General features: G+C 63.6%; 18 protein-coding genes and 2 pseudogenes. 15 read left to right on the plus strand and 5 right to left on the minus strand.

Annotated elements, in window-relative coordinates; genetic code table 11:
* Positions 1–37: 37 nt before the first annotated feature.
* Both JQT59_RS05710 and JQT59_RS05715 read left to right on the plus strand, forming a co-directional pair.
* A complete protein-coding gene (locus JQT59_RS05710; RefSeq protein ID WP_213575270.1) occupies positions 38–1,492 on the plus strand; it encodes a flavin-containing monooxygenase in 1,455 nt (484 codons plus the stop codon).
* Between the two features lie 121 nt (positions 1,493–1,613).
* Positions 1,614–2,489: an NAD(P)-dependent oxidoreductase gene (locus JQT59_RS05715; RefSeq protein WP_213575272.1), complete on the plus strand. Its 876-nt coding sequence runs from the start codon at positions 1,614–1,616 to the stop codon at positions 2,487–2,489.
* On the opposite strand, the gene JQT59_RS05720 is transcribed toward JQT59_RS05715, so the two are convergent.
* Positions 2,478–2,720, minus strand: coding sequence for a hypothetical protein (locus JQT59_RS05720; protein WP_213575274.1), 243 nt, complete (start codon positions 2,718–2,720; stop codon positions 2,478–2,480). The two genes, JQT59_RS05715 and JQT59_RS05720, sit on opposite strands and share 12 nt — an antisense overlap.
* 85 nt (positions 2,721–2,805) lie before the next feature.
* On the opposite strand from JQT59_RS05720, the pseudogene JQT59_RS05725 reads away from it, so the two are divergent.
* The 5 genes and pseudogenes from JQT59_RS05725 to JQT59_RS05745 form a co-directional block, all read left to right on the plus strand.
* Positions 2,806–2,939 (plus strand): annotated as a pseudogene (locus tag JQT59_RS05725) (acetyl-CoA C-acyltransferase); the annotation flags it as partial.
* 140 nt (positions 2,940–3,079) lie between these two features.
* Entirely contained in the window at positions 3,080–4,108 is a 1,029-nt protein-coding gene (locus JQT59_RS05730) for a phosphotransferase family protein (RefSeq protein ID WP_213577443.1), read from the plus strand.
* On the plus strand, positions 4,108–5,331 hold the full coding sequence (locus tag JQT59_RS05735; RefSeq protein ID WP_213575276.1) for an acyl-CoA dehydrogenase family protein: 1,224 nt from the start codon (positions 4,108–4,110) through the stop codon (positions 5,329–5,331). The genes JQT59_RS05730 and JQT59_RS05735 overlap by 1 nt, the downstream gene beginning before the upstream one ends.
* Positions 5,332–6,060: 729 nt before the next feature.
* Positions 6,061–6,672, plus strand: a complete 612-nt coding sequence (locus tag JQT59_RS05740; protein WP_249354157.1) for an AMP-binding enzyme — start codon at positions 6,061–6,063, stop codon at positions 6,670–6,672.
* Between the two features lie 180 nt (positions 6,673–6,852).
* The gene (locus tag JQT59_RS05745; protein WP_213575278.1) at positions 6,853–7,461 is read left to right on the plus strand and encodes a TetR/AcrR family transcriptional regulator; all 609 of its coding nucleotides are present in this window, start codon (positions 6,853–6,855) and stop codon (positions 7,459–7,461) included.
* Positions 7,462–7,607: 146 nt separating this feature from the next.
* Here the strand turns inward: JQT59_RS05745 and JQT59_RS05750 are convergent, their stop codons facing one another.
* On the minus strand, positions 7,608–9,059 hold the full coding sequence (locus tag JQT59_RS05750; RefSeq protein ID WP_213575280.1) for an APC family permease: 1,452 nt from the start codon (positions 9,057–9,059) through the stop codon (positions 7,608–7,610).
* 407 nt (positions 9,060–9,466) lie between these two features.
* Between JQT59_RS05750 and JQT59_RS05755 the strand changes: the two genes are divergently transcribed.
* The 8 genes and pseudogenes from JQT59_RS05755 to JQT59_RS05785 all read left to right on the plus strand — a co-directional run bounded on the left by JQT59_RS05755 (position 9,467) and on the right by JQT59_RS05785 (position 17,812).
* Entirely contained in the window at positions 9,467–11,110 is a 1,644-nt protein-coding gene (locus JQT59_RS05755; RefSeq protein ID WP_213575282.1) for a fatty acid--CoA ligase, read from the plus strand.
* 75 nt (positions 11,111–11,185) lie between these two features.
* A complete protein-coding gene (locus JQT59_RS05760; protein WP_249354160.1) occupies positions 11,186–12,079 on the plus strand; it encodes a phytanoyl-CoA dioxygenase family protein in 894 nt (297 codons plus the stop codon).
* A 627-nt stretch (positions 12,080–12,706) separates the two neighbouring features.
* Entirely contained in the window at positions 12,707–13,546 is an 840-nt protein-coding gene (locus tag JQT59_RS05765; RefSeq protein ID WP_349307000.1) for a phytanoyl-CoA dioxygenase family protein, read from the plus strand.
* Between the two features lie 31 nt (positions 13,547–13,577).
* Positions 13,578–14,450, plus strand: a complete 873-nt coding sequence (locus tag JQT59_RS05770) for an NAD(P)-dependent oxidoreductase (protein WP_283254047.1) — start codon at positions 13,578–13,580, stop codon at positions 14,448–14,450.
* A 168-nt stretch (positions 14,451–14,618) separates the two neighbouring features.
* On the plus strand, positions 14,619–15,662 hold the full coding sequence (locus tag JQT59_RS05775) for a dihydrodipicolinate reductase (RefSeq protein ID WP_213575287.1): 1,044 nt from the start codon (positions 14,619–14,621) through the stop codon (positions 15,660–15,662).
* Positions 15,663–15,933: 271 nt separating this feature from the next.
* Positions 15,934–16,056, plus strand: a pseudogene (locus JQT59_RS36725) (TetR family transcriptional regulator); the annotation flags it as partial.
* Between the two features lie 287 nt (positions 16,057–16,343).
* A complete protein-coding gene (locus tag JQT59_RS36730) occupies positions 16,344–16,535 on the plus strand; it encodes a TetR-type transcription factor C-terminal domain-containing protein (RefSeq protein ID WP_249354543.1) in 192 nt (63 codons plus the stop codon).
* Positions 16,536–16,927: 392 nt separating this feature from the next.
* On the plus strand, positions 16,928–17,812 hold the full coding sequence (locus JQT59_RS05785; RefSeq protein ID WP_213575289.1) for an MBL fold metallo-hydrolase: 885 nt from the start codon (positions 16,928–16,930) through the stop codon (positions 17,810–17,812).
* Between the two features lie 560 nt (positions 17,813–18,372).
* On the opposite strand, the gene JQT59_RS37975 is transcribed toward JQT59_RS05785, so the two are convergent.
* The 3 genes from JQT59_RS37975 to JQT59_RS05800 all read right to left on the minus strand — a co-directional run bounded on the left by JQT59_RS37975 (position 18,373) and on the right by JQT59_RS05800 (position 22,994).
* Positions 18,373–19,011: a helix-turn-helix domain-containing protein gene (locus JQT59_RS37975; protein WP_349307001.1), complete on the minus strand. Its 639-nt coding sequence runs from the start codon at positions 19,009–19,011 to the stop codon at positions 18,373–18,375.
* A gap of 409 nt (positions 19,012–19,420) precedes the next feature.
* Positions 19,421–21,352 carry an oxidoreductase gene (locus JQT59_RS05795; RefSeq protein WP_213575291.1) on the minus strand — a complete coding sequence of 644 codons (1,932 nt, stop codon included), beginning with the start codon at positions 21,350–21,352 and terminating at the stop codon, positions 19,421–19,423.
* A gap of 67 nt (positions 21,353–21,419) precedes the next feature.
* Positions 21,420–22,994, minus strand: coding sequence for an MFS transporter (locus tag JQT59_RS05800; protein ID WP_213575293.1), 1,575 nt, complete (start codon positions 22,992–22,994; stop codon positions 21,420–21,422).
* Positions 22,995–23,003 lie beyond the last annotated feature (9 nt).

Consider the following 23,003-nt stretch of genomic DNA (forward strand, 5'->3'; position numbering starts at 1 on the left):
TCAATAGCAGCCGGCCCGTTCGGTAGGGAGTGACTTCATGGAGCCAACAAACTCGCACGTCGACGTCGTAATCGTGGGAGCGGGACTTTCCGGCATCGCCGCCGCGGTCGAACTGCGTACCACCCATCCCGAGCGGACGTTCGTCATGCTCGAGAAGCGCGACAACCTCGGTGGCACCTGGGACCTGTTCCGGTACCCGGGCATCCGGTCCGACAGCGACATGTTCACCCTCGGCTACAGCTTCAAGCCATGGCGGGCCGAGAAGTCGATCGCGGCCGGGCAGACCATCCTCGAATACCTCGACGAAGCGGTCGAGGAGCACCAGCTACGTCCCTTCATTCGCGTCAATCAACGCGTGCTGAGGGCAGATTGGTCGAGCGAGACCAGCACCTGGAGGGTGCAGGTCGAGTCGTCCGCCGGCAACGAGACGATCACGTGCTCATTCCTGTACATGGCCTCGGGCTACTACGACAACGAGAACGGCTACCGACCACGATTCCCGGGCGAGGAGAACTTCCGGGGCCCGATCGTCCACCCCCAAGAATGGCCGGAGGATCTCGATTACGGTGACAAAAAAGTCGCCGTCATCGGCTCCGGGGCCACGGCCATCACGCTGATCCCGGCGATGGCCGGCACCGCCGCCAAGGTAACCATGGTGCAGCGTTCGCCCTCGTACGTCTCGATCGACAGCGACATCGACGAGGACGCCATCAAGTTGCGTGCGGAGATCGGCGACGAGGCCGCGTTCGAAACGGTGCGCCTGCGCAACGTGGAACAGCAACAGATCAACTACCAGTACGCACGCAACCACCCCGACGAGTTCAAGAAACCGCTGTTCGACGCGATCGACGCGATTGTGGGACCCGAGTTCCGCGAGAAGCACTTCACCCCGTCCTATCAACCGTGGGATCAGCGCCTGTGCCTGGTCCCCAACGGCGACCTCTTCGAAGCGATCAAGGCCGGCCGGGCCGACGTGGCAACCGGAACCATCGCCGAGTTCACCGAGCACGGCATTCGAATGGAGTCCGGCGAAGAGGTGGAGGCCGACATCATCGTCACCGCCACCGGACTGAACCTGTGCACCCTCGGCAAGGTTGCGTTCACCGTCGACGGGAACCCGGTCGACTTCAGCAGTACCTACACCTACAAGGGTGTCGCTTTCAGCGGCGTCCCCAACCTCGTGCAGGCGCACGGTTACCTGAACTCGTCGTGGACGCTGAGACTCGAACTGGTCAACCAATTCTGGAGTTCACTTCTCACCACGATGGACAAGCTGGGCGCCAGCTCGGTGACACCGGTGTTGCGTCCCGGCGAAGAAAACATGCCGCGCGATCCCTGGATGACCGGAGTGACCTCAGGATATTTCCTGCGGTATCTCGATCACATGCCGTCGCAGGGTGATCGGCTCCCGTGGCTGAACCCGCAGGTCCACGAGCTCACCAAGGAAATCCTCAGCGCCGATCCCGACGACGGGGTACTTCAGTTCGCTTAGCGGTACACCGGCAGTCTGCGAGAGGCCGGCTGGGCCGAGGCGAGTTCCCAATGGCGGCAGCTCTGTCCGCGGGACGAAAGCCTATTTCATCTGTTCTATTCGGTTGACAAGAGGAGTGCGCATGGATGGAACGAATCAGCTCGATGTGGCCGTGATCGGTTGCGGAAACATGGGATCCGCAATAGCCCGGGCCGCGCTCGCGAAGCAGCAATCGGTCGCAATCTGGAATCGGAGCCCGGAGCGGACCGTGCGATTGGTCGATGCCGGTGCCACCGTCCTCACGGACGTCAGCTCGGCGTTCGAAAAAGCAGACCTGACCATCGTCTGCGTCAGCACCACCGATGACGTTCGCGCCCTGCTCGCGCAGATCGATCCCGCCCGGGTCGCCGGCACGATATTGAACCTGACCAGCGGTTTGCCGGACGAGGCCAACGAACTTGCGGCGTGGGCGGCCGAACACGACGTGCCGTTTCTGGACGGCGTAATCCTCTGCTTCCCCGAGCAGATCGGCAGCGCCGAGGCCCACATCCTGGTCGCCGGCCCCGAGCAACTCTGGACGGCGCACAGCGACATCGTTCGGGCGCTGGCCGGAAGTTCACTGCATGTCGGGACCGTTCACGGCGCAGCCAACGTCATGGACGCCGGCCTGGTCGGCGCCTTCTACATGTCCAGCATGGTGGCGTTCATCGAGGCGACAAGGTACATGGGCAACGCCGGTGTCAGCACCGACGCGCTCCGGTCCCTCCTGCCGTACGCCCTCAATCAGTTCTCCGAGGAGATCCACGACATCCTGAACCGTGTGGACACCGGCACATTCGCCACCGAGCGAGCGACACTCACCGTCTACCAAGAGGCCGGTCAGAGCTTCCTCGACACGATGGCACCACACGGCCCAGCCACGATGATTCGGGCCACCACGAGCGTGTTCGACCGGGCAGTCGCCGCCGGCCTCGCGAACGAGGACCTCGCCGCCGTCGTCAAGCTCTCAGCCGAATAGCAGCACGATCGCCAGGCGCACGGAGACCGCGTAAAGGCCGTACAGCTGATGCCGCGCCCGTACAGGTGTGCCCTGCAGTGGGTTGGCACTCGAGGCGAAGTCGGTGGGAACGGTGTCGTTGCCGGCAAGTTCGCGTAGGTGTGGCCCGACCACGTCGGAGTTTGCTGCGACCGCGCGGGCGTGTGAGCCACGCTCCGGCGTGGCGGTAGAAGGTGTGCGGATCCGAGACATTGATTATGACAAAGGCTAAGCAAGCGGGGCGGCGCCGCAACAGAGCGAACAGTGCGCTCAGTAATCAACCATGAGAGGAGAGGCGATGCCCGAAGCCGTCATCGTTTTCGCCGCCCGCTCGCCGATCGGCCGGGCCGGCGAGGGGTCGCTCGAGGACCTGCGTCCGGACGCCTGACCGTGCAGATGGTGCGGGCCGCCCTGGCTAAGGTGCCCGAACTCAGTACCGCCGTCCTTCCTCACTCGGCCGTGCCAGCCTGTTCGAATCTCTTTGAAAGTGGAGCGAATTGATGACCAACACCCCCACCGCCATCATCACCGGCGCGGCCCGCGGCATCGGGGCCGGCGTCGCTCGCTCCGTGATGTCCACGACCGCGACACCGCCACCCGGCCTGGACCTCGCACGACTCGGCGCCTGGTTCGCCGCCGAAATTCCCGGGGCGGACGGGCCGCTTCGAGCGTCGCTGATCGCCGGCGGCAAATCCAACCTCACCTACCAGGTCACCGATGGTAGATCGACTTGGATCGTGCGCCGCCCCCCGCTCGGCCACGTGCTGGCCACCGCACACGACATGGGCCGCGAGTACCGGGTGATGTCGGCGCTGCGAAGCACCGCGGTCCCGGTGCCCATCACGTACGCGCTGTGCCAGGACCCCGGCGTGCTCGGCGCCCCCTTCTACGTGATGGAACGCTGCGTGGGCACACCGTACCGGCGGGCGGCGGGCCTGAACGAACTCGGTGCCGCCCGCACCCGGATCATCTCGACCCGGCTCGTGGACACCCTCGCGGTCCTGCACCAGGTGGACCCGCGGTCCGTCGGTCTCGCGGACTTCGGCAAACCCGAGGGGTTCCTGGCTCGTCAGGTCGGCCGCTGGAAGAAGCAACTCGACGCCTCACACAACCGGGACCTGCCCGCGGCGGACGAGCTCTACGCACGGCTGTCCGCCGACGTGCCGGAGGAGTCGGCCACCGGCATCGTGCACGGCGATTACCGGCTCGACAACCTGCTCATCGACGCCGACGACCACCCCACCGCGGTACTCGACTGGGAGATGGCCACCCTCGGCGACCCGCTCACGGACCTGGCGTTGATGCTCACCTACCACCGGCTCGGCGACGTGCTCGGCTCGACCGCGACCACCGACGCCTCGTCAGCGTCCGGTTTCCTCGACGAATCCGGCATCATCGCCCGCTACGCCGCCGGCAGCGACCGTGACCTGTCCCGATTCGGGTTCTACCTCGGCCTCGCGGCGTTCAAGCTCGCCGCGATCTGCGAAGGCATCCACTTCCGCTACCTGCGCGGCCAGACCGTCGGCGACGGATTCGACATCGGCGACGCGGTCCATCCCCTGCTCGACGCCGGTCTCGACGCACTGAAGGAGTACCACTGATGGATTTCGCCTACGATGCACGCACCGAGGAACTCCGCGCGACCACGCGCGAGTTCATGGACAGCCACGTGTACCCGGCGGAGAAGATCTTCGAGGACCAACTGGTCCAGCTCGACGATCACTGGGCATGGGACCGCACCCCGATCCTCGGTGAACTGCGGACGCAGGCACGCAAACTCGGGCTATGGAATCTCTTCTTGCCCGGAGACGAGGGCGGCGGGCTGACCAACCTGCAGTACACCGCGATCGCCGAGATCTCCGGCCGCAGCGGCGATCTGGCTCCGGCGGCGATGAACTGCGCCGCCCCCGATACCGGCAACATGGAAGTGCTCTCGCTCTTCGGCAGCGAGCAGCAACGCAAGCGGTGGCTCGAGCCGTTGCTCGAGGGCGAGATCCGGTCCGCGTTCGCGATGACCGAGCCTGCGGTGGCCTCCTCGGATGCCACCAACATCTCGACCCGGATCGAGCGGGACGGAAACGAGTACGTCCTCAACGGCCGCAAGTGGTGGATCACCGGGGCGATGAACCCCAACGCGAAGATCTTCATCGTCATGGGCAAGACCGACCCGTCCGCCGATCGGCACCGCCAGCAGTCGATGATTCTCGTGGAACGCGATACCCCCGGCGTCGAAATTCACCGCGCGATGCACGTGATGGGATACGACGACCACGAGCACGGCGGCCATGCGGAGCTCTCGTTCACCGATGTGCGAGTGCCTGCCGAGAATCTGATCGGCGGCGAAGGGGACGGGTTCGCTATCGCGCAGGCCCGACTCGGCCCGGGCCGGATCCACCACTGCATGCGGGCGATCGGGGTCGCCGAGCGGGCGATCGAACTGATGTGCGCGCGGGCGGACGAACGAGTCGCATTCGGTAAACCACTGGCCGAGCAGGGGATGGTGCGGGACTGGATCGCCGAATCCCGGGTACGCCTCGAGCAACTGCGACTGCTGGTGCAGAAGACCGCGTGGCTGATGGACACGGTCGGCAACAAGGGTGCGCACACCGAGATCCAGGCAATCAAGATCGCTACCCCCGCCACCGTGCAGTGGATCTTGGACAAGGCCATCCAGGTACACGGCGCCGGCGGACTGTCGCAGGACTTTCCCCTCGCCGGAGCCTACGCACGTAACCGCACCCTTCGGTTCGCCGACGGACCGGACGAGGTGCACAAAAACGCGCTGGCCCGCACGGAGCTGCGCCGGCAGAGACAGGCACGATGACCGCCGACTGATTTGCGGCGACACGTCGAGGAGTTCCTCGCCGCCCACGACCCGGCGACACCGACCGGCTCGAATTTCTGCGTGCCCGTTACGACGCCGGCCTGGCCTGCATGGGAATCCCGGCACACCCCTACCTCGAGCGCGCGAAGGTCGACCAGAGCGCCCTCGGCACCCCGGGGCCACCGGCCAGCTCGCCGACCGGGTGAACCTGCCGGCGTAGCCACCCACCTCCACCACATGCACTGCGAGGAACACCAACCTCGAGATCGGCGTCTTACGGAGGCCCGTCCGGCGAAACCCCAGGGCGGCAACCCCAGCGACAGTTGCCCCAGTGCCTGACGCTCGGGTACGAGGTGGTCGTCGACCCGGCGACCGGGGCCGCGTCGTCCTTCTCCGACAATGCATACCGCGAGGCGGGTGCCTCCCATTGGAGACGCCCTCACCACGGACATCGTTCTCGGCGTGGAACGCGCCGTCGACCGACCAGCTCGACGCCATAAAGCCTGGGGCGACGCTGATCAGCCTCTGGCACCGGCTCTGCACTCGGACCTGGTGGCGGACCCGCCGCCATCACCACCGACGGCTGGTTCCGCACCGAGGGCCTCGGCGAGTTCGACACCGACAACGACCTGCGCATCGTCGACCGGCTCGAGGACCTGATCATTCGAGGCGGCTAACGTTTACCCCGGTGAGGTCGAGGGAGATCCTCTACCAGCGACCCCGATATCATTGGCGGTCGTCATCGGCGTTCCCGACGACCACTACGGCGACGAGGTCATGGCGGTCGTGGCGCCGACCCGGCTCCGATCTCGCCAAGGCGGACGTCACCGCATGGAGCCGGAAAGGCTCTCCGCGTACATGATTCCAGGCATCGTCCGGTTCGTCGACCAACTTCCGAAGGGGGCGACCGGCAAGATCGTCAAGGGTGATATCGACTGCAGCAACCCCGGAAGGTGTCTGCTTGATGGGGACGTCGGTTGTCTCTGCTCATACTTCGGGCAGGATCGGATCTCACAAAAGGCGATTCCGAATCGAAATCCGCAGAGACGACTATCGCCGGACATCCGCCGTGACGTGCATCATTTTCGGCACCGAGCACGACGAATTCCGGACGATTCTCCCGGATTTCATCGAATGGAAGTCACACCACGGCTCCGCGAGAAGCGGGACGAGCTGAGCCGCCCGCCGCGCGCGAATTCTCCCACCGCCTCTATGCAGACGATCATCACACAAGACCTCGGGCCTGCAATCCAGCAGAGAAGACTTGTAGCAACTACCAGTGAATCTCACGAGCCCCGTGTTGCACCTCGAAACGTGCTGTCTCTGAGCGGGGATGCGTGAACCAGCTGATTCTGTCGCCGCGAACAACAACATACTCGGCTGGTCGACCGTGGTGCTTGAAGAGGTTGTCGGGTGGATCGACATTGGTCTGTCCCCGTGTCGCCGCAATGACCAAGTCATAAGATCTAGTATCGGGTAGGCTGGTGGCTACCGAATTCATGGGATAAGCGAGGAGCGAAGATGGAACGTCTGCCAGCCGGGCAACGTCGAGGGGACTTCATCACCGCGGCGGTGCAGATCATCGCCGAACGCGGTGTACATGGGGCGACCACCCGCCGCATCGCCGAACGCGCGAAGGCACCGCTCGCGAGCTTGCATTACTGCTTTCACACGAAAGAAGAGCTGTTCCTCGCCATCTATGAGGACATGTCCGCGTCACAGATCCGTGAAGGTTTTCACGTACGCGAAGGCTCAGGACTCGGCCGGGCAGCGGCTGGGCTTCTGCGCCAGATCAAAGCATGGATCGAAAAGAGCGACACCTACGCGCAGGCCCAGTTGGAATTGTTCTTCTGGGTCCGCAGGCAGGACAGTGATCTGGCGAAACGGGTGTATCAGCTTTATCTCGACATGCTCGAAAGCTTGCTGCGTGAGGGTTTGAGGCCCGACGACGACGTCAACTTGGTCGGGGTTCTGGCTCGAACGATCGCCTCGGTGGCAGATGGTCTGATTCCGCAGTGGTTGACCTACACCGATCCGGTCATGCGTGACACAACAGTCGATGTCATCGCCGAATCCCTGGAACGCCTGGCGGACGCGCACCGAATCCCGCAGGCGACGGCAGCCGGCTGAAAAGCCCGGGAGAGGACGCATTGTGCGGTGTGCCCGCACCGGGAATCGCTCATCCGTCGCCACTTGTGCGAGGGATGAGCGATTCCCGTCTAACCGTCCCAATTGTGGATCGCGGATCGCGAGGGCCGGTTCAGGTGGTCAGCGCGTCAGAGGGCGATTTCCTCCTCGCCGCGGATGGGGGCGGGCGTGGAGGGGGTCAAGCGTCGTCGCCGACCGGACATCGCGAAGACCGCCAGTACGAGTGCGATCACAACGATGATCACCCATGACATCGCATCGCCCGGTGATGCCGGGGGATTGATCACCCCGTTGAAGTAGACCCAGGCCATCGTGAGGCCGCCGAGTGCGGAGCACACGAGGACGAGGGGTCGTTTCGTCTTGGTGCGGAGCATCAGAACGATGGCACCGACGGTGATGAGGACGTACGGGGCGACCCAGGCGTACACGATCAGTGGTGCGCTGGCGTAGTAGGCCTCTGTCACGGTTCCCGTGACGGCCATGACGGCTGCGATGGCTGCGAACCCGAGTACCGACAGGACGCTGATCGCCACGTGCGGGGTTCGGAATGTGTTGTGTACCGAGCTGATTCGTTCGGGAAGCAGCTTGTCGATTCCCAGTGTCATGACGAACCGGGCGCCGTAGTTGATGAACCCGATGAGCGCGGCGAAGCATGCTATGGCGAGTACCAGGTCGGTTGCCATGGCGACCGCGGACCCGAGCCCGGCATTGAGTGCCAACGCTGCCGGCGCCGACATTCCGGCCTCGAGATCGGACGAAGCGGCGATGAGCCCGGGCACTTGCAAGATGGTGCAGAGCAAGTACAGGACACCCAACACCACGGGCACGGACATCACCGCGAGTGGAATATTGCGTCGAGCATCCCGTGTTTCGGCGGCCAATGCCGTGCAACTTTCGAAGCCGATGAGGAACGTGGTGCCGGCGGCCACGCCCTGCAAGGTCCCGCTGACGCTGATGTTGTCGAAGTCGAACTGCTGGGACAGGTCGAGCCCGGTATGTACGGCACTCGCGGTGGTGATGAGGAGTACGAGTGGAATCGACAGCGCAGCGAGTCCGACCGCAACCCGCACCGACGTGTCCAGTCCGCGAATTGCGACGATGGCGCCGATAACGATCGCGGCGAGAATGAGCGCCGATTGCGGACCAAAATCGAGAGCGTTCTCGAATCCCCGCGAGATGAGGAAGCTACCGGTAAAGATGCCGAAGACCGCACCGACACCCCCCACCTGCAGGACGAACCCGACGAAGAGTGCTGCTGCGGTGAGATATCGGGCCCATGGTCCGAAGACCTCGGCAATATAGCTGTACAGCGAGCCGGTGCTGACAAAGCGGCGAGCAAAGGTGATCACGGACAGCCCGACGAAGATCACCGCAAGCGCACCCAGTAGGGCGGACGGCCATGCCGCGGTGCCGGCGGTCTCGAACATCAGAAGCGGTACGAGCGCCATGCCGACCGCCGGAATGAACGAGGCAAGGGACAACGACACCAGAGGTACCCGCCCGAGATGACCGGTGTCGAGATCTTCGACCCCCGATTGATGTGGATGCTCGTTGCCATGCGGTGATGCAGTATCGACCATGCGATTACTCCTGGAAGGTTTCGCGACTGACGTCGCGTAGGTGAAGGGAGGCCTGCGGGGGCTCCGGGTCGGTACAGCGAATCGGCGACGGCAGGTGCCGAACGATGTGCAACCGATTAGGTCAACCGACCTCCAGAGCATTGCAGCACGGTCGGCCGTGGTCAATACCACAGTGGACATTTCTTGCCGTTGTCGCAGGTCGGGTGTAAACGAGCCAAATCTGGGCGATCGCCGGCATTGACAATGTCGCCCTGAGCGGCATAGTGTCCCTAATCACACGACTTGGGCAAACGATCAGTAGATGTCGTGGGTGAGTCCTCGGTAGGCGATGGACGGATGCGGCGGTCGCGGCGAAATGCACGACAGCGTCGCAGAGCCCACGAGCACCGAATTCGAAGGGCGAGATCATGCGCAGCACAATGAATGACGGACCGCTGTCGCTCGCACGGTTGTTGCGCTATGCCACCACCGCGCACAGCGCAGCAGTAGTGTCGACCTGGACCGGTAGCGGCTGTCGGCGCCGAACCTACGGCGAGATGGCTCCCCGAATGGCACAGTTGGCCAATGCCTTACAAGGCCTCGGCATCCAGCGGTCGGACCGGGTGGCCACCTTCATGTGGAACAACAGCGAGCACCTCGAAGTGTATGCGGCGGTGCCTGCGATGGGTGCGGTGGTGCACCCTCTGAATATCCGGCTCTCGCCCAGTCAAGTGGGCTACGTGGCAAACCATGCCGAAGATCAGGTTGTGATCGTCGATGGTTCGCTGGTGTCGGCGTTCGAGCAGGCGTTGACGATAATGACGACGGTGCGGCACGTCGTCGTGGTAGGCGCCCCCGCCGAGCGTTTCCAGGCGCCCCAACACGTCACGGTGCATGATTACGACGAGTTACTCGCAGGCCAATCGGAAACCTACTGCTGGCCGGATATCGACGAGCGATCAGCTGCCGCCATGTGTTACACGTCCGGGACCACCGGAGATCCGAAGGGCGTTGTCTACTCGCACCGTTCGCTCTACCTGCACGCGCTGCACGTCACCACGTCCATGGGGATGGGATTGAGTACCCGGGACACCTGCCTGGTGATCGTGCCCATGTTCCACGTCAACGCCTGGAGCTTGCCGTATGCGTCGATGATGTCGGGCGCGTCGTTACTCATGCCCGATCGCTTCCTGCAACCCGAACCGCTGCTGGAGATGCTGGCGGCCGAACGCCCGACCGTGGCCGCGGCCGTGCCGGCGATCTATACCGGCATACTGCAGACCCTCGCACGCGCACCGCAGGACCTCACACACCTGCAACGGGTGTTCGTCGGCGGATCGGCCGCACCGTTGTCATTGTTGCAGGCCTATGAGGGCGAGCTCGGTGTCACGATGATCCAGGGATGGGGTATGACCGAGACGTCGGCGGTGTCTGCCACCGCGGCACTGCCTGCCGGGCATTCCGGTGACGATCCGTGGGCCTATCGCGCGACGCAGGGGCAATTCGCGCCGCTCGTCGACTACCGGCTCAAGAACGACGCGGGCGAAGTTGTCGCCAACGACGGCGTTTCACTGGGTGAGCTTCAGGTGCGGGGTCCGTGGGTCACCGCGGCATACTACGCGCGCGATGACGCGGAGCGGCAACGGTACGCCGGGAGCTTCGACGGTGATTGGCTGCGGACCGGCGACGTCGGTCGCGTGTCACCGGACGGGTATCTGACGCTGGTGGATCGCGCCAAGGACGTCATCAAGTCCGGCGGCGAATGGATCTCGTCCGTCGAGCTGGAAAACGACCTGATGGCACATCCGCACGTTTCAGAGGCGGCCGTGTTCGGTATTCCCGATCGAAAGTGGGACGAAAGGCCATGTGCGGTGGTCGTCCTCGAGGAAGGAGTGGGGCGTGATCCGATGGTGCTCCGCGACCATCTGAGTGGGCGTCTCCCCAGATGGCAGTTGCCCGACAGCTGGGTCTACCTCGACGAGGTTCCGAAGACCAGTGTCGGCAAGTTCGACAAGAAGCTGCTTCGGCAGCAGTACGCCGACGGCGCCCTGGAGGTTCTCAGTTCTGAATAGACGAGTGGCTGAAACTAATACGAGTCAGTTGAAAGAAACAATGCGTCCGAACGCACATCTGATGAAGGAGCCATCGTGGCTGGTTTGACTACCCTGGAAGCAAGCGCCCCCCTGGAAGAGGTGATCGCGCATATCGAGCGTGATGGCGGCGTCATCATCCGGGACTATTTTGACGGCGAAACGCTGAACGAGACTCGGGTGGAGATCGATGCCGCGCTGGAGTCGGCGGCCTGGGGCCAGGACGATTTCTCCGGGCAACGTACCAAACGTCTGTATGGCGTTTTCAAGCACACCAAGCATGCCGCCACGGCTGCGCGTCACCCGATCTACAACGGCGTAGCTGCGCACTACCTCGAGCGCGCCCGTCCGGTCTGCTTGGGTGAAGACCGGGTCGAGATGGTGCCGAACTACCAGATCGGGGTCACTTCGATCATCGATATCCACCCCGGCGAGGGTGCGCAGCCGCTGCATCGGGATGACAGCGTGTGGCAATGGCGCCACCACGAAGGTTACAACCAGGCCCGTGTCCAGTTGATGGTTGCCATCACCGATTTCACCGCAGAAAACGGAGGAACGATGGTGGTTCCGGGCAGTCATCGGTGGGACGACACCCGGGCACCGAAGATCGAGGAAGCGTTGCCGACGGAGATGGCCGCGGGGTCGGCGTTGATCTGGGTGGGCGGTACTTACCATGGCGGCGGAACCAACAACTCAGACAGCAGCCGGATCGGCTTCACCATGGGTTTGGATCTCGGATTTCTGCGTCAGGAGGAGAACGCTTTCCTCACGTACCCGCCGGAGATTGCCAAGACATTCGACGAGGATATTCAGAAGCTGCTGGGCTACTCGACCTGCCCGCCCGGTACCGGATTCGTGGGTCACGAGGGAACGATGGCCGACCCGATCTTCTTGCTGAAGGAAGACGCTGCGTCGTTCACCAATTCCTACGCCCAACTCGATGCCGGGTAGAGGTCGCTGTTCCGTGTACTGCCTGAGCCTTCCCTGTGTACCGGAAACGTCCGAGCCAGGAATCTCAGGATTGTGGATGTCGATCGTCGGAGCTGCTTTTCACATCTGGGGATGATCCTCCGCAGCGACCGGACCCGACCGGAACGCCTCCTGCCTCGATACCGACCTGCCGATTTCCCATCGCAAACTCACCGCGGCGAGGAAGTTCTCGCTCTCGTCGACAGCATCGTCGCCGCCCGCTTATGCGGCCCGACTGGTGCACCACCCCGCACCGACACACCTGTCGACGTTTCTTGTCATGTCACTCACCGCAGAAAACGGCTCTGCCAGAACGCAATTAGAGGCGAACTCCACCGAGTGGCGGGCGACGGCAGGGGCTCGGACACGTTGTCACCGTATCAACTTCGGCGGGCCTAGGTCACCGCACACCTCGGGGTGTGACAGGAGTCTTATTAGAGGTAAATCGAGACCGATGTCACTCAAAATCTTGACCGCGCACTCCAGGCGATCCTACGATTAGGTCGCGTGATTAATCATTTGAACAACTTGAAGAGGTTGAACATGACGAGTACTCAAACGCTGGTCTCCGTACCTCGCAGCACCCCCGCTGCCGAGATCATCGAGATCATGGAACGTGACGGTGGTGTGGTCATCCAGGGCCTATTCACGCAGGATCAGGTTGCGCGTGTCAATGGCGAGATCGAGCCGGCCATGCAGGCTTTGAATCCGGGAACCACGCATGACAACGAGATGATGCAGGCGTTTCACGGCGTCAACACCAAGCGTCTCACCAACCTGGTGACTCACAGCGCGACCTTCCGCAACGAGGTCATCAACGATTCGCTGGTGAAGGAGATCGCCGATCGCACCTTCTTGGAGAAGACCGGCTCCTACTGGATGACTGCCGCCCAGGTCATCGAGATCGGCCCGGGTAATCCCTTGCAGCCTATGCACCGCGACCTGGAGAACTACTGGCCGCTGTTCGAGCTCGGCCGAAAGGGGCCGGAAGGCACGATCAACTTCCTGATCGCATTCACCGACTTCACCGAGGAAAACGGTGCAACCCGCGTCATTCCGGGTAGCAACCACTGGCCGGACTTCGAGGACCGCGGTAAGCACGAGGACACCCTCCCGGCCGTCATGAATTCCGGCGATGCCCTGCTGATCAGCGGCAAGACCGCCCACAGCGGCGGCGCCAACCAGACCGCGGACGTCTACCGTCGCGCCGTCGCATTTGCCTTCAACTCGAGCTGCTTCGTCGGTGAGGAGGCCTACCCCTTCATGGTCGACATGGATCTGGTCAAGACCATGACGCCACATGCGCAGCGACTGCTGGGCTTCCGCTCGCAATACCCGGCTATGTCCGGTGGCCTGTGGCAGTACGACTACGGCGAGCTGTCCGGCCACCTGGGCCTGGATGAGGAAGAAGCGTCCGTCGGGCCGCACTTAGCTCCCGGCACCAACTGACCCGGAGACACTTCCAACTGGAGGAGAATGCATGGCTGACTCGGCTGCCCGCACGGTGGCGGTACTCGGAACTGGGCTGATGGGTGCCGCGATCGCCCGGGTGTTGGCGGAATCCGGTTGCGCGGTGACCGTCTGGAACCGGACTGCGGAGAAGGCGCAGGTGTTGGCTGAGTTGGAGGGCATCACCGCCGTGGACACGGTCGCCGACGCGGTGGCCTCCTCCGATGTGACAATCGTCGTGCTGCTTACCAGCGCCAACGTCGAGGCCGCATTTGCGGGGGTGGATCTGGTGGGAAGGACGGTCGTGAACCTGGTAACCGGCACGCCGGGCGAAATGGCCGGCCTGGGCGAGATGGTCACCTCGCGCGGTGGGCGTTATCTTGCCGGCGCCATCGCCGGGTACCCACAGGACATCGGCGCGGCGAATGGGGCCCTGGTCTTCTCGGGATCGTCGGAGATCTATAACGAGTTGGAGGACACGCTGGTCAAGCTGGGTGGTCGATCCAGCCTGGTCAGCGAGAAGCTTGGCGGCGCAGCGGCGACCATCGCCGCATTGGGTGGGTTCTGCGTCGGCGCCATCACCGCGTATATCGAGGCGATCGCCTTCGTTCAGTCCGAAGGCGTCGCGCTCGACAAGCTGGGTGATGTGACCGACACGGTACTCGGCGTTGTCGAGAGCGGCATAGCCGAGTCGGCTCGGGCGATCCAGGCCGGTGACTTCGAGACTGATCAGGCCGCACTGCGGACCTACCTCGAGGGATTTGAAAAGTTCATGGAGGCTTTCGACTCGGCCGGCAGCCGATCGGTTCTGATCGGAGCGCTGACGAAGAATCTGGCGGATGGCGTCGCCGCCGGATACGGCGACCAGGCGCTCGCAGTACTGGCGAAGCTTCCGCCAAATTAGACGACAATTGAAATGTCGAGCAATCAGATCCATATCAGAGATTCACGCGGGTGTGCCCGCAAACGTGCTGTGGGCGACACCGGCCCACGGCCACAACGCTAAAGACCTGCCGATCCCGGTGACGCGACGCGTCGGATCGGCTGGGCTCGTACAGATTCGGGAGAAATTATGCGCACTACATCAGTTGTCCTCGTGGGACTCGGCAGTGTTGGCGTCGACGTCGGTCGGACGCTGTGCCGACGCGATGACTGCGTCGTCGTGGGCGCGCTGGACATTCAGCCTGCCATGCATGGCCGCGACGTCGGTGCGGTACTTGGCGTGGATGGGCGTCAGGGCGTCGTGGTCGGCTCTATCGACGCATTGCCGAGGGCGGATGTGGCGTTCGTCGCGACCACATCCTTCGTCGAGCCGATCGAGCCGCTGATCACAGAGTTGCTTTCGCATGGCTACAACGTCGTGTCGATATGTGAGGAATTGGGGTACCCGGCGCATGCTCATCCGGAGTTCTCTGCGCGGGTCGACGAGGTGGCCCGCGTCAACGGCCGCAGCGTGGTCGGTACCGGCTGTAATCCGGGGATGCTGATGGACACCCTGCCGTTGCTGCTCAGCAGCTTGACTCAGCGCGTCGAGAGCGTGCACATCGAGCGGGCCACCCAGATGGTGCATTACGGCCACATTCTTGGGAAGTTCGGCATCGGCTTGACCGAGCTGGAGTTCGCTCAGGCCCAGGACGAGGGGCGGGTCATCGGCCATGTCGGGTTCACCGAAAGTGTCGCCGCGTTGGCATCGGGCCTGGGGTGGGTGCTGGACACGATCGAGGTCGATAATCCGGCACCGGCTTTTCTCACCGACAGTGATCGGATCGGTGACCACATCATTGTGGCGCCAGGAACTATTGCAGCGGTCCGCCATGCCGCCCGGGGGATTCGAGACGGCGAACCCGTCATCGAGGTTGCCATCCATTTCGGCTTCTTCGAAGACGGTGATCCGGTCGTCCCCGGCGACCGGTGGCTCATCGAGGGCGAGGAGCAGACTCTCGAGTTCCTCGCGCCACGTGGGCTCGACAGCCTGCAGTCGACGGTCGCGGTCGCGTCCAACGCGGTCACGGCGATCGTCGATGCGATGCCGGGACTGCGCACCATGGCCGATCTTCCGGTCGCGGCAGTTGCGTCGAAAGGTGCCCATCGAATCCAGTCCCCGACCGTGGCGTAGTACCCGCGGTACACCGAAGTCGCACACGGTGCGCAGTGCTGTCGACCTGGACCGGCGGCTGTCCTCGCCGAACCTACATCGAAGTGGAGGACGAATAGCGCAGTCGACCCACGCGATACAACGCTCGGCATCGTGGCGGTCGACGCGACGCGCGATGGCTCACATGGTCGGCGCCGTCGAGCGCGAAGTAGCGCAGTGCGCTGAATTGAACTAGCTCACACCTGCACCCAGTGGTATTCATCTCCGAGCGAGACGAGATAATGGATCCGCGATGACCGACACCTCCGACCTCCCCCGCGCCGACGCCACCCGCGCCCGCCTACTAGACGCGGCTACAGCCGCTTTCGCGGAGAAGGGTTTTCACGGCACCGCCACACGCGACATCGCCACCGCCGCCGCCGGGATGAGCTCCGCCGCGCTCTATGTGCACCACAAGTCCAAAGAGGAACTGCTCTACCTGATATCCCGGACCGGCGCCACGAGAACACGCTGCAGCTGGTACGGGCGGGGATCGCGTCCTCGGACGATCCCCGCCGCCGCACTCCGCACGGTGGTCCACGACTTCGCCGTCCACCACGCTCGCGGACACACCAGCGCACGGATCGTGAACTACGAGCTGGCCGCGCTCACTCCCGAGCACTACGCCGAAATCCGCGACCTCCGCCCAGCATCGACGGGGAGATCCTCGAGCTCGTCACACGCGGCGTCACAGACCGCGTCTTCGACACACCCGACCCGCGCATGGCCAGTGTGGCCCTACTCTCGCTGGGCATCGACATCGCCCGGTGGTACCGCGACGACAACCTCTGGAGCCCGGAAGACATCGCCCACCGCTACGCCGACATGGCGCTGCGCATCGTCGGCGCCCGCTGAGCCCGGCCACCGGCCCAACGTGGCGAAGCGTCCGCACCATCTCCTCGATCGTCGCGCCCACACCCCTGCGCTTCACCTCTTCGTGGTCCTGACGCCTCCTGCGCCGCACAATTCCCCGCGCCGCGGGTGAACTCGTGACGGGTCGCCAGGGTCGCGTTGGTAACCGAGCGCCTGGCCAGCCCACTGACGAAGCCGATCGCCTGCACTGTCACAAAAATTAAATAGCATTTATTGTTATAAATGCCGAATCTCTGTACGGTGCACTCAGCTGGCACTCGCCACCGGATCTTCCGTGACCGGACATGTTGCGTGACCGGACATGCTGACAGTACCGACCTGGGCCGCCAGAGGCGCACGGACATCGCGATCGTCGCCGGAAAGGGAACTGGGAGATGTTCAACGCACAGGCTTACGGCAAAGTCTCGGTCCTCGTCCCCGACAATGGTGGGGTCGTTCCGTACGGAAACACCGTGGTGGTCCGCGGATCCGAAGGCACACTCGTGATCGACCCCTCGCTGGCACTCGACCGCGACCCCGTCGGCGCGGACCTCGTCCTGATCAGTCACGGCCACGAAGACCACTTTGCGGGGCTGCGCCACTTCGACGCACCGACCTTCGCGCACCACCTCGACGCGCCGTCGGTCGCCTCCCTCGAGACGATGCTGACGCAATACGGACTCGGTCCCGCCGAGCGCCTCGAAGTCGAGCGGGTGATTACCCAGGAGTACGGCATACCTCCAACCCACGAACGCGTGGCCGAGGTGGGCGACGGTCACGTCTTCGATCTCGGGGACCGCACCGCGACGGTCATCCACCTACCGGGCCACACCCCCGGACATTCTGGCGTTCTCATCGAGCCCGACGGTTTCCTCTACGTCGCCGATATCGATCTCACGTCGTTCGGCCCGATGTACGGCGACCTCGGCAGCAGCATTGACGATTTCCTGGCGTCGATCGACCACGCGGCGACCATCGGCGCCCGCTGGTACGGCACCTTCCACCACAAGGGCGTGATCATGGGCAGCGACGAGTTTCGTAAACGACTGACCATCTACCGTGACAAGACCTTCCGCCGCGAGGACCGACTCCTCGAGTTCCTCGGCGAGCCACGGACAATCGACGATATCGTGGCCCACCGCCTCGTATACCGCCCGCACGTCAAGGCTCCGTATGTCGATGCCGTCGAACGGCGCACCGCACAACTGCACCTCGAACGACTCGTAACGGCAGGCGTCGTCACCGCAGCCGAGGATGGAGAATTTCGGCGCGCACCGTGACCATCGCGGGACGCAGCTTCAGGAGAGAACGACGCCACCTCCGAAGCCGGAAGGCTTTAGCGGTCCGGCAATTGGCCTTCGAAGCCGGCTGCCGTCCTTTCGGCGCAGCGTTCCGACGGTCACCGGGCAGAGACGACGAAACGATGTCCGCAGCACGGCGGCGGGTCCGGGCCTACATCGAGACCGATACGCCTAACGCCCACCTAAATTTCATGTTCCTCGAAGTGCGCCGACCGGGAACAGCGCTCCTCGATCGCGTGGGGAGAGAGGGCGAGGTTAGTGATGCGGTGATTGATCGAGGTCGAGCCGCCATAAGGGATACGTGTCGACGCTGCTGATGATCGACTCGGCTTCTGCGCGGGACCGGACGACGCCCTCTGACCAAAATCATGAATCATTCATGGTCGCTCGACAAGACTCAGCGGCGCGCGGTAGTGCAGTCGTTGGCGAGTGCGTGGCGCGTGGGCTGGACCGAACCGTAACGCTCAGATCAAGGACGGCAGACTGAAAGAATTGAAAGTACCCTTCCGCCAATTACTTCCACACGCCGATACTTCATATTAGGTAAACCAGCACGCACATTTTGCCTGACTGCACCTTTCGTTGGACATCAACGCACGCATCGATGTCGGGCTGTCCCCCGTCCACCGACGAAAGGCCCGTCGGAACGCTCGCTTATCTGAAAATCCTAGTTCGTTGGACAACACCTCGAGGGGTCGACCACTCTGTAGTGCCTCGAGAGCTAATCCAGTCCTGTGCTCGTCACGAATGCGGCGAAACGAGTTTCCCTCCGCCGCCAGAAGTCGGCGAAGGTGGGATTCGCTCACGAACAGCGCCTGCGCGACCATCGCGCAGGAGACAGCTGGCGTCGGTGAATCGCGAATAATGTCCCGAACTCGCGAAGTGACTGTGCTGGAGCCGATGCCGTCCTCGGCCTCATTGAGACATCCGGGCCCTCGGGCCATGATGAGATCGCGTGTTGGGACGGCCGCAGCCTTCGCCCCAGTCCCCACGTAGCGCCTGCGTTCGTCGCACAGCCCTGCATCGATCATCGGTCCTGGTAGCAAGGTCCGGGCCCGGAACGACGCGGAGGGGGCAAGTGGTTCCGAGATCGAGCATGGAGGTGTCGATCTAGTGCATTGCGACTGTGGCATCGGATGCCTTTCCGTGGTGGCAGTACCGCAGTGTTCCGTCAGCATCGTGCTCGGCGGGACACCTCGGCAGGATCTTCCGACGAGGCATCACCGTGGTCGTGTTCCAACGCATCCTGGCTTGCTGAGACCTTGCGTTCCCTCGAGCACCTGCTGGTCCGAGCAGTAGCGACGTGGTCCGCGTTACCGGGTGAACAGTTTCGTAGAGCGAGGTTGGGCGTTTCCGATTTCCGATGAGCGCTGGCACGGCCCTGTGTGCAGGAGCTGAGTGCGAAAGTCCCGCGAACGGGTCGCCGGAACTGAGTCAACTTCCAGGACGGGTTCGTCCTTCCCTCGTGCCCAGAAACGGTGTCCCACCCAGCATGCTTTCGCAACACCGGCCGACGGTGTCGAACTGCAACTGGCTGACGGGAAATGAGGCGGGTTGGGCACCAAGCACCCGATAACAGCGCAGCGCTCATAGTTCGGCGCCGATCCGGTAACCCTCCGCAATGGCGTGACCGATCCGCCGCGGCGTGATGCAGTCGCCGATGACGCTAACCGTTTCATCACGTTCGAGCCCAAGTGGCACCGGAACACGCGGTTGGTGCCAGACCGCCAGTACCTCATCACACGCGACGTCGCCGGTGCCGAAAACAGGACGCAAGAGTAACGGCGCGGCGGAATCGTTTGGAATCATCAGCGAGTGCGCCACCTTGAACTCCACCCCGGCGTCCCCGAGTCGACCGAGCAGCGGTCCCACGCTCTCAGCCGGCACGCGGGAGGCCAGCGCGGTCAGCGGGGTGACAAAGGTGACGTGCCAGCCCTGCTGCGCCAGGGCCTCGGCAGCGCTGTAAGCCGGCCAGAACCCGTCCCCCTCATCGAAGACCACTGCCCGTCGACTTCCCACCTCGGGCACCCGGCCGAGCAGGACGTCGTCGACAGTCGCCGCAGGCCGTCCGCGCAACCCGCTCGGAAGCTGCGCCGGCCGAGACCCGGTAGCTATGACAACGTGCTCGGCTGCCGCACGAATTTCGTCCAGGTCATCCGCCCCGATCCCCGCCGAGAGGTTGACCTCGACCTTCAGCCGTCTGAGTTCCCGTTCCAGATAATCGACGATGTCTATCAACGTGGCACGGTGGGGTGAGGCCGCAGCCACTCGAACACTGCCTCCGAGGACCGTGTTCTCCTCGAACAGGGTGACGCGATGTCCACGGCCGGCGGCTACCCGTGCTGCTTCGAGGCCCGCGGGGCCTCCCCCGATGACGAATACCTCCTTGGACCGCGGCGGCGCGGTACCGACGTTCGGGTGCCGGCCACGCCCGACTTCCGCGTTCACCGCGCAGTGCAGATGGGGGTCGAACGCTCGGCAGTCTTGATTGATACCCAGGCAGCCCCTGATCTCGTCCAACCTGCCGGTCTCCGACTTGACCGGTAGATCAGGATCGGCGATCAGTGCCCGCGCCATTCCGACCATGTCGACATGACCTGATTTGATGGCATGATCGGCGGTGGCCGCATCCCGAATGCGTTGGCCGACAAGAGTCGGCACACCTGTCGCAGCCCGGACCTTCGAGGCCGATGGGATGGCAACCGCATCCTCGTTCGACGAGTCCTTCACATACTTGCCGCGAGTGCCGTGGGTGATGCTGAAGTAGTCGATGCCCAGTTCGGTCAGATTCTCCGCCACTCGGACGCACTCGTCGATCCCCATCCCACCGACAATCTCTTCTTCGCCGCTCAGGCGCACTCCCAGGACGAATCCAACCGGCATGACCGATCGCATCGCCTCGATGACCAACCGTGTGAAGCGCATCCGGTTCTCGAATGAGCCACCGAAGTCATCGGTTCGCTGGTTGGTCAACGGCGACATGAACTGAGCGGGAAGATAGCCGTGCGCCGCATGGACTTCGACCCCGTCTGCGCCGGCCCCGACCAGATTCTGCGTCGAGACACGCCACCCTTCGATGATGTCCTCGATTTCGGCGACTGACAGTTCGTGTGGTGGGTAAGCATCCCGCACAGTTTTGATCGGAGACGGCGCGGAAGGCGGCGCATCCGACTCCCCACCGATGAATTCTCTTCCGAGGTGACACAATTGCCCCACAAAGCGGGCACCGTGACGGTGGATCACCGCCACCTTCGCCGCCGTCGCAGGCACGAACTCCTCACCGTAGGCCTCGACGAGCTTTCGCGAACGCAGAGTCGTCGTTCGGTGTACGACAGTGGCACCACCGACGATCAGCCCTACGCCTCCTGCAGCAAGACGCTCGAAATGCTCCGTATCCCCGTGAGTGGGAACACCGCGCTCAGCCATACTCGTCCCGGCAGGCAGTGCCACCAGGCGGTTCTTGAGGGTGATCCCGCCGACCTCAAACGGCGAAAATAGATGCGGGAACTGACTTACCATGATTCCTTCTTCCGTTGCGCACTGCCGCGCTGACGATCCCTGGTGCTCGAAGTAGATGATGTGGAGGTCAGTCGGTCACCAACAAGACCCGCGATGACGGTCTGGACTCGAGCGTGGTCGCTACCCGCTCACGTAGTTGTTTCTCCGGCCGCGTGAGTCGCTCGGTCTCCTGCGAGATGTAGTCGGCCCAATCGCTGAACATGCAGTACTCGACGAAGGTGTCCGGCAGTTCGGCAGACTGCGTCACCACGCATCGGAGTGCCCCGAGCCGAAGCCGTGAGTGCTGTACCGTCCGGATGCCGACCAGGAAATCGGACCGGTTCGCAGGAGCGACCACGTAAGTCGTCTCGATGACCACGCGTCGCTCACCATAGTCACCGGAAGGCGCAGCCGGATTCTCGACCTCTGCAGGATCCGGCGCAATCCCCTCGCTGGGGAAGATGCCACGCCGCAATACCCCGCCGGCAGCCACGAGCATGAGCACGGCCGCGGTCGCGACGGCAGGAACCAGGCCGACGACATCGGCCAGCACACCCCACAAGATCGCCCCGACCGCCTGACTGCCCTGGAACATCAACATGATGAACGCAATGACACGCGCCTTGATCCACGTCGGCACGACTTTGTGCGCCGCGATCATCCACGTGCTCTGGACCCCCACCCATGCCGCGCCGGCGACGACCATCAGTACCAACATCAAATCGAATCGGGTGATGGCTGCCATCCCGCCAAGTGCCAATGCATAGGCAGCCGAACCCAATGCGACATATCGATTCCACGTCATCCGGGCACGCAGCGGCATCAGCGCGATCGTGCCGACGACCGCTCCCACCCCGATGGCGCCCGACATCACACCGAACTCGAAGGTACTGGTGTGCAGGCGGTCGTGGGCGACCAGTGGCAGGAGCGCCCAAAGGCAGCTCGCGGGTATCCCAAAGATGGTCAACCGGACGAGCAACCGTCGCGTCCATCGGGAGTACCGGATAAAGCGCAAACCGCTCGACACCGCCCGCCCGAGAGGGCGACGTATCGAAGCGCTGCCCGCGCTAGCCGGTACCTGCCGGGCCGCGATCAGCGCGCACCCAGCAAACATCGCACCGACGGATGAAAACGCCCAGGTGGAGCCCAAGCCGGCAAGAATCGCGCCGCCGATCAACGGTCCAACAGCGCGCGCACCGTTGAACACGGCGCCATCGATGGCCGGGACGACGGCCATCATGTCTTTGCTGACAATGTGGGGCAACAACGCTTGCCAGACGATGGCGACGACCGCAAGTCCCACTCCGGCGACGAAGACGCTGCCCATCAGTACAGCGACACCTACATGACCCAGAAAGTCCAGAAAGGCCAGGCCGACCGATGCGGCAAGTAGCACCACCGACGTGACAACCAGGAGCCGACGATGACTGGTGTACTCGACGATTGCGCCGATCGGCACGGCAAACAGGAAGAACGGCACACTGATTGCGAACTGGACCGCCGATACGGTGGTGGCGGATTCGCCCGCCTCGGTCAGGATCCATTGGGCCGCAAGAACTAGTATCCATATGCCTACGCTGGCGCCGAGTTCCACGAGCAAGAGCAGGCGTAGGCGCCGGGTCCGCAAGGGAGCAAAGAACCCCATCTGCGACACGCCCGCCATACCCGCCTC

The sequence above is a fragment of the Rhodococcus sp. USK13 genome (assembly GCF_018343855.1).
GTDB lineage: Bacteria > Actinomycetota > Actinomycetes > Mycobacteriales > Mycobacteriaceae > Rhodococcus_F > Rhodococcus_F oxybenzonivorans.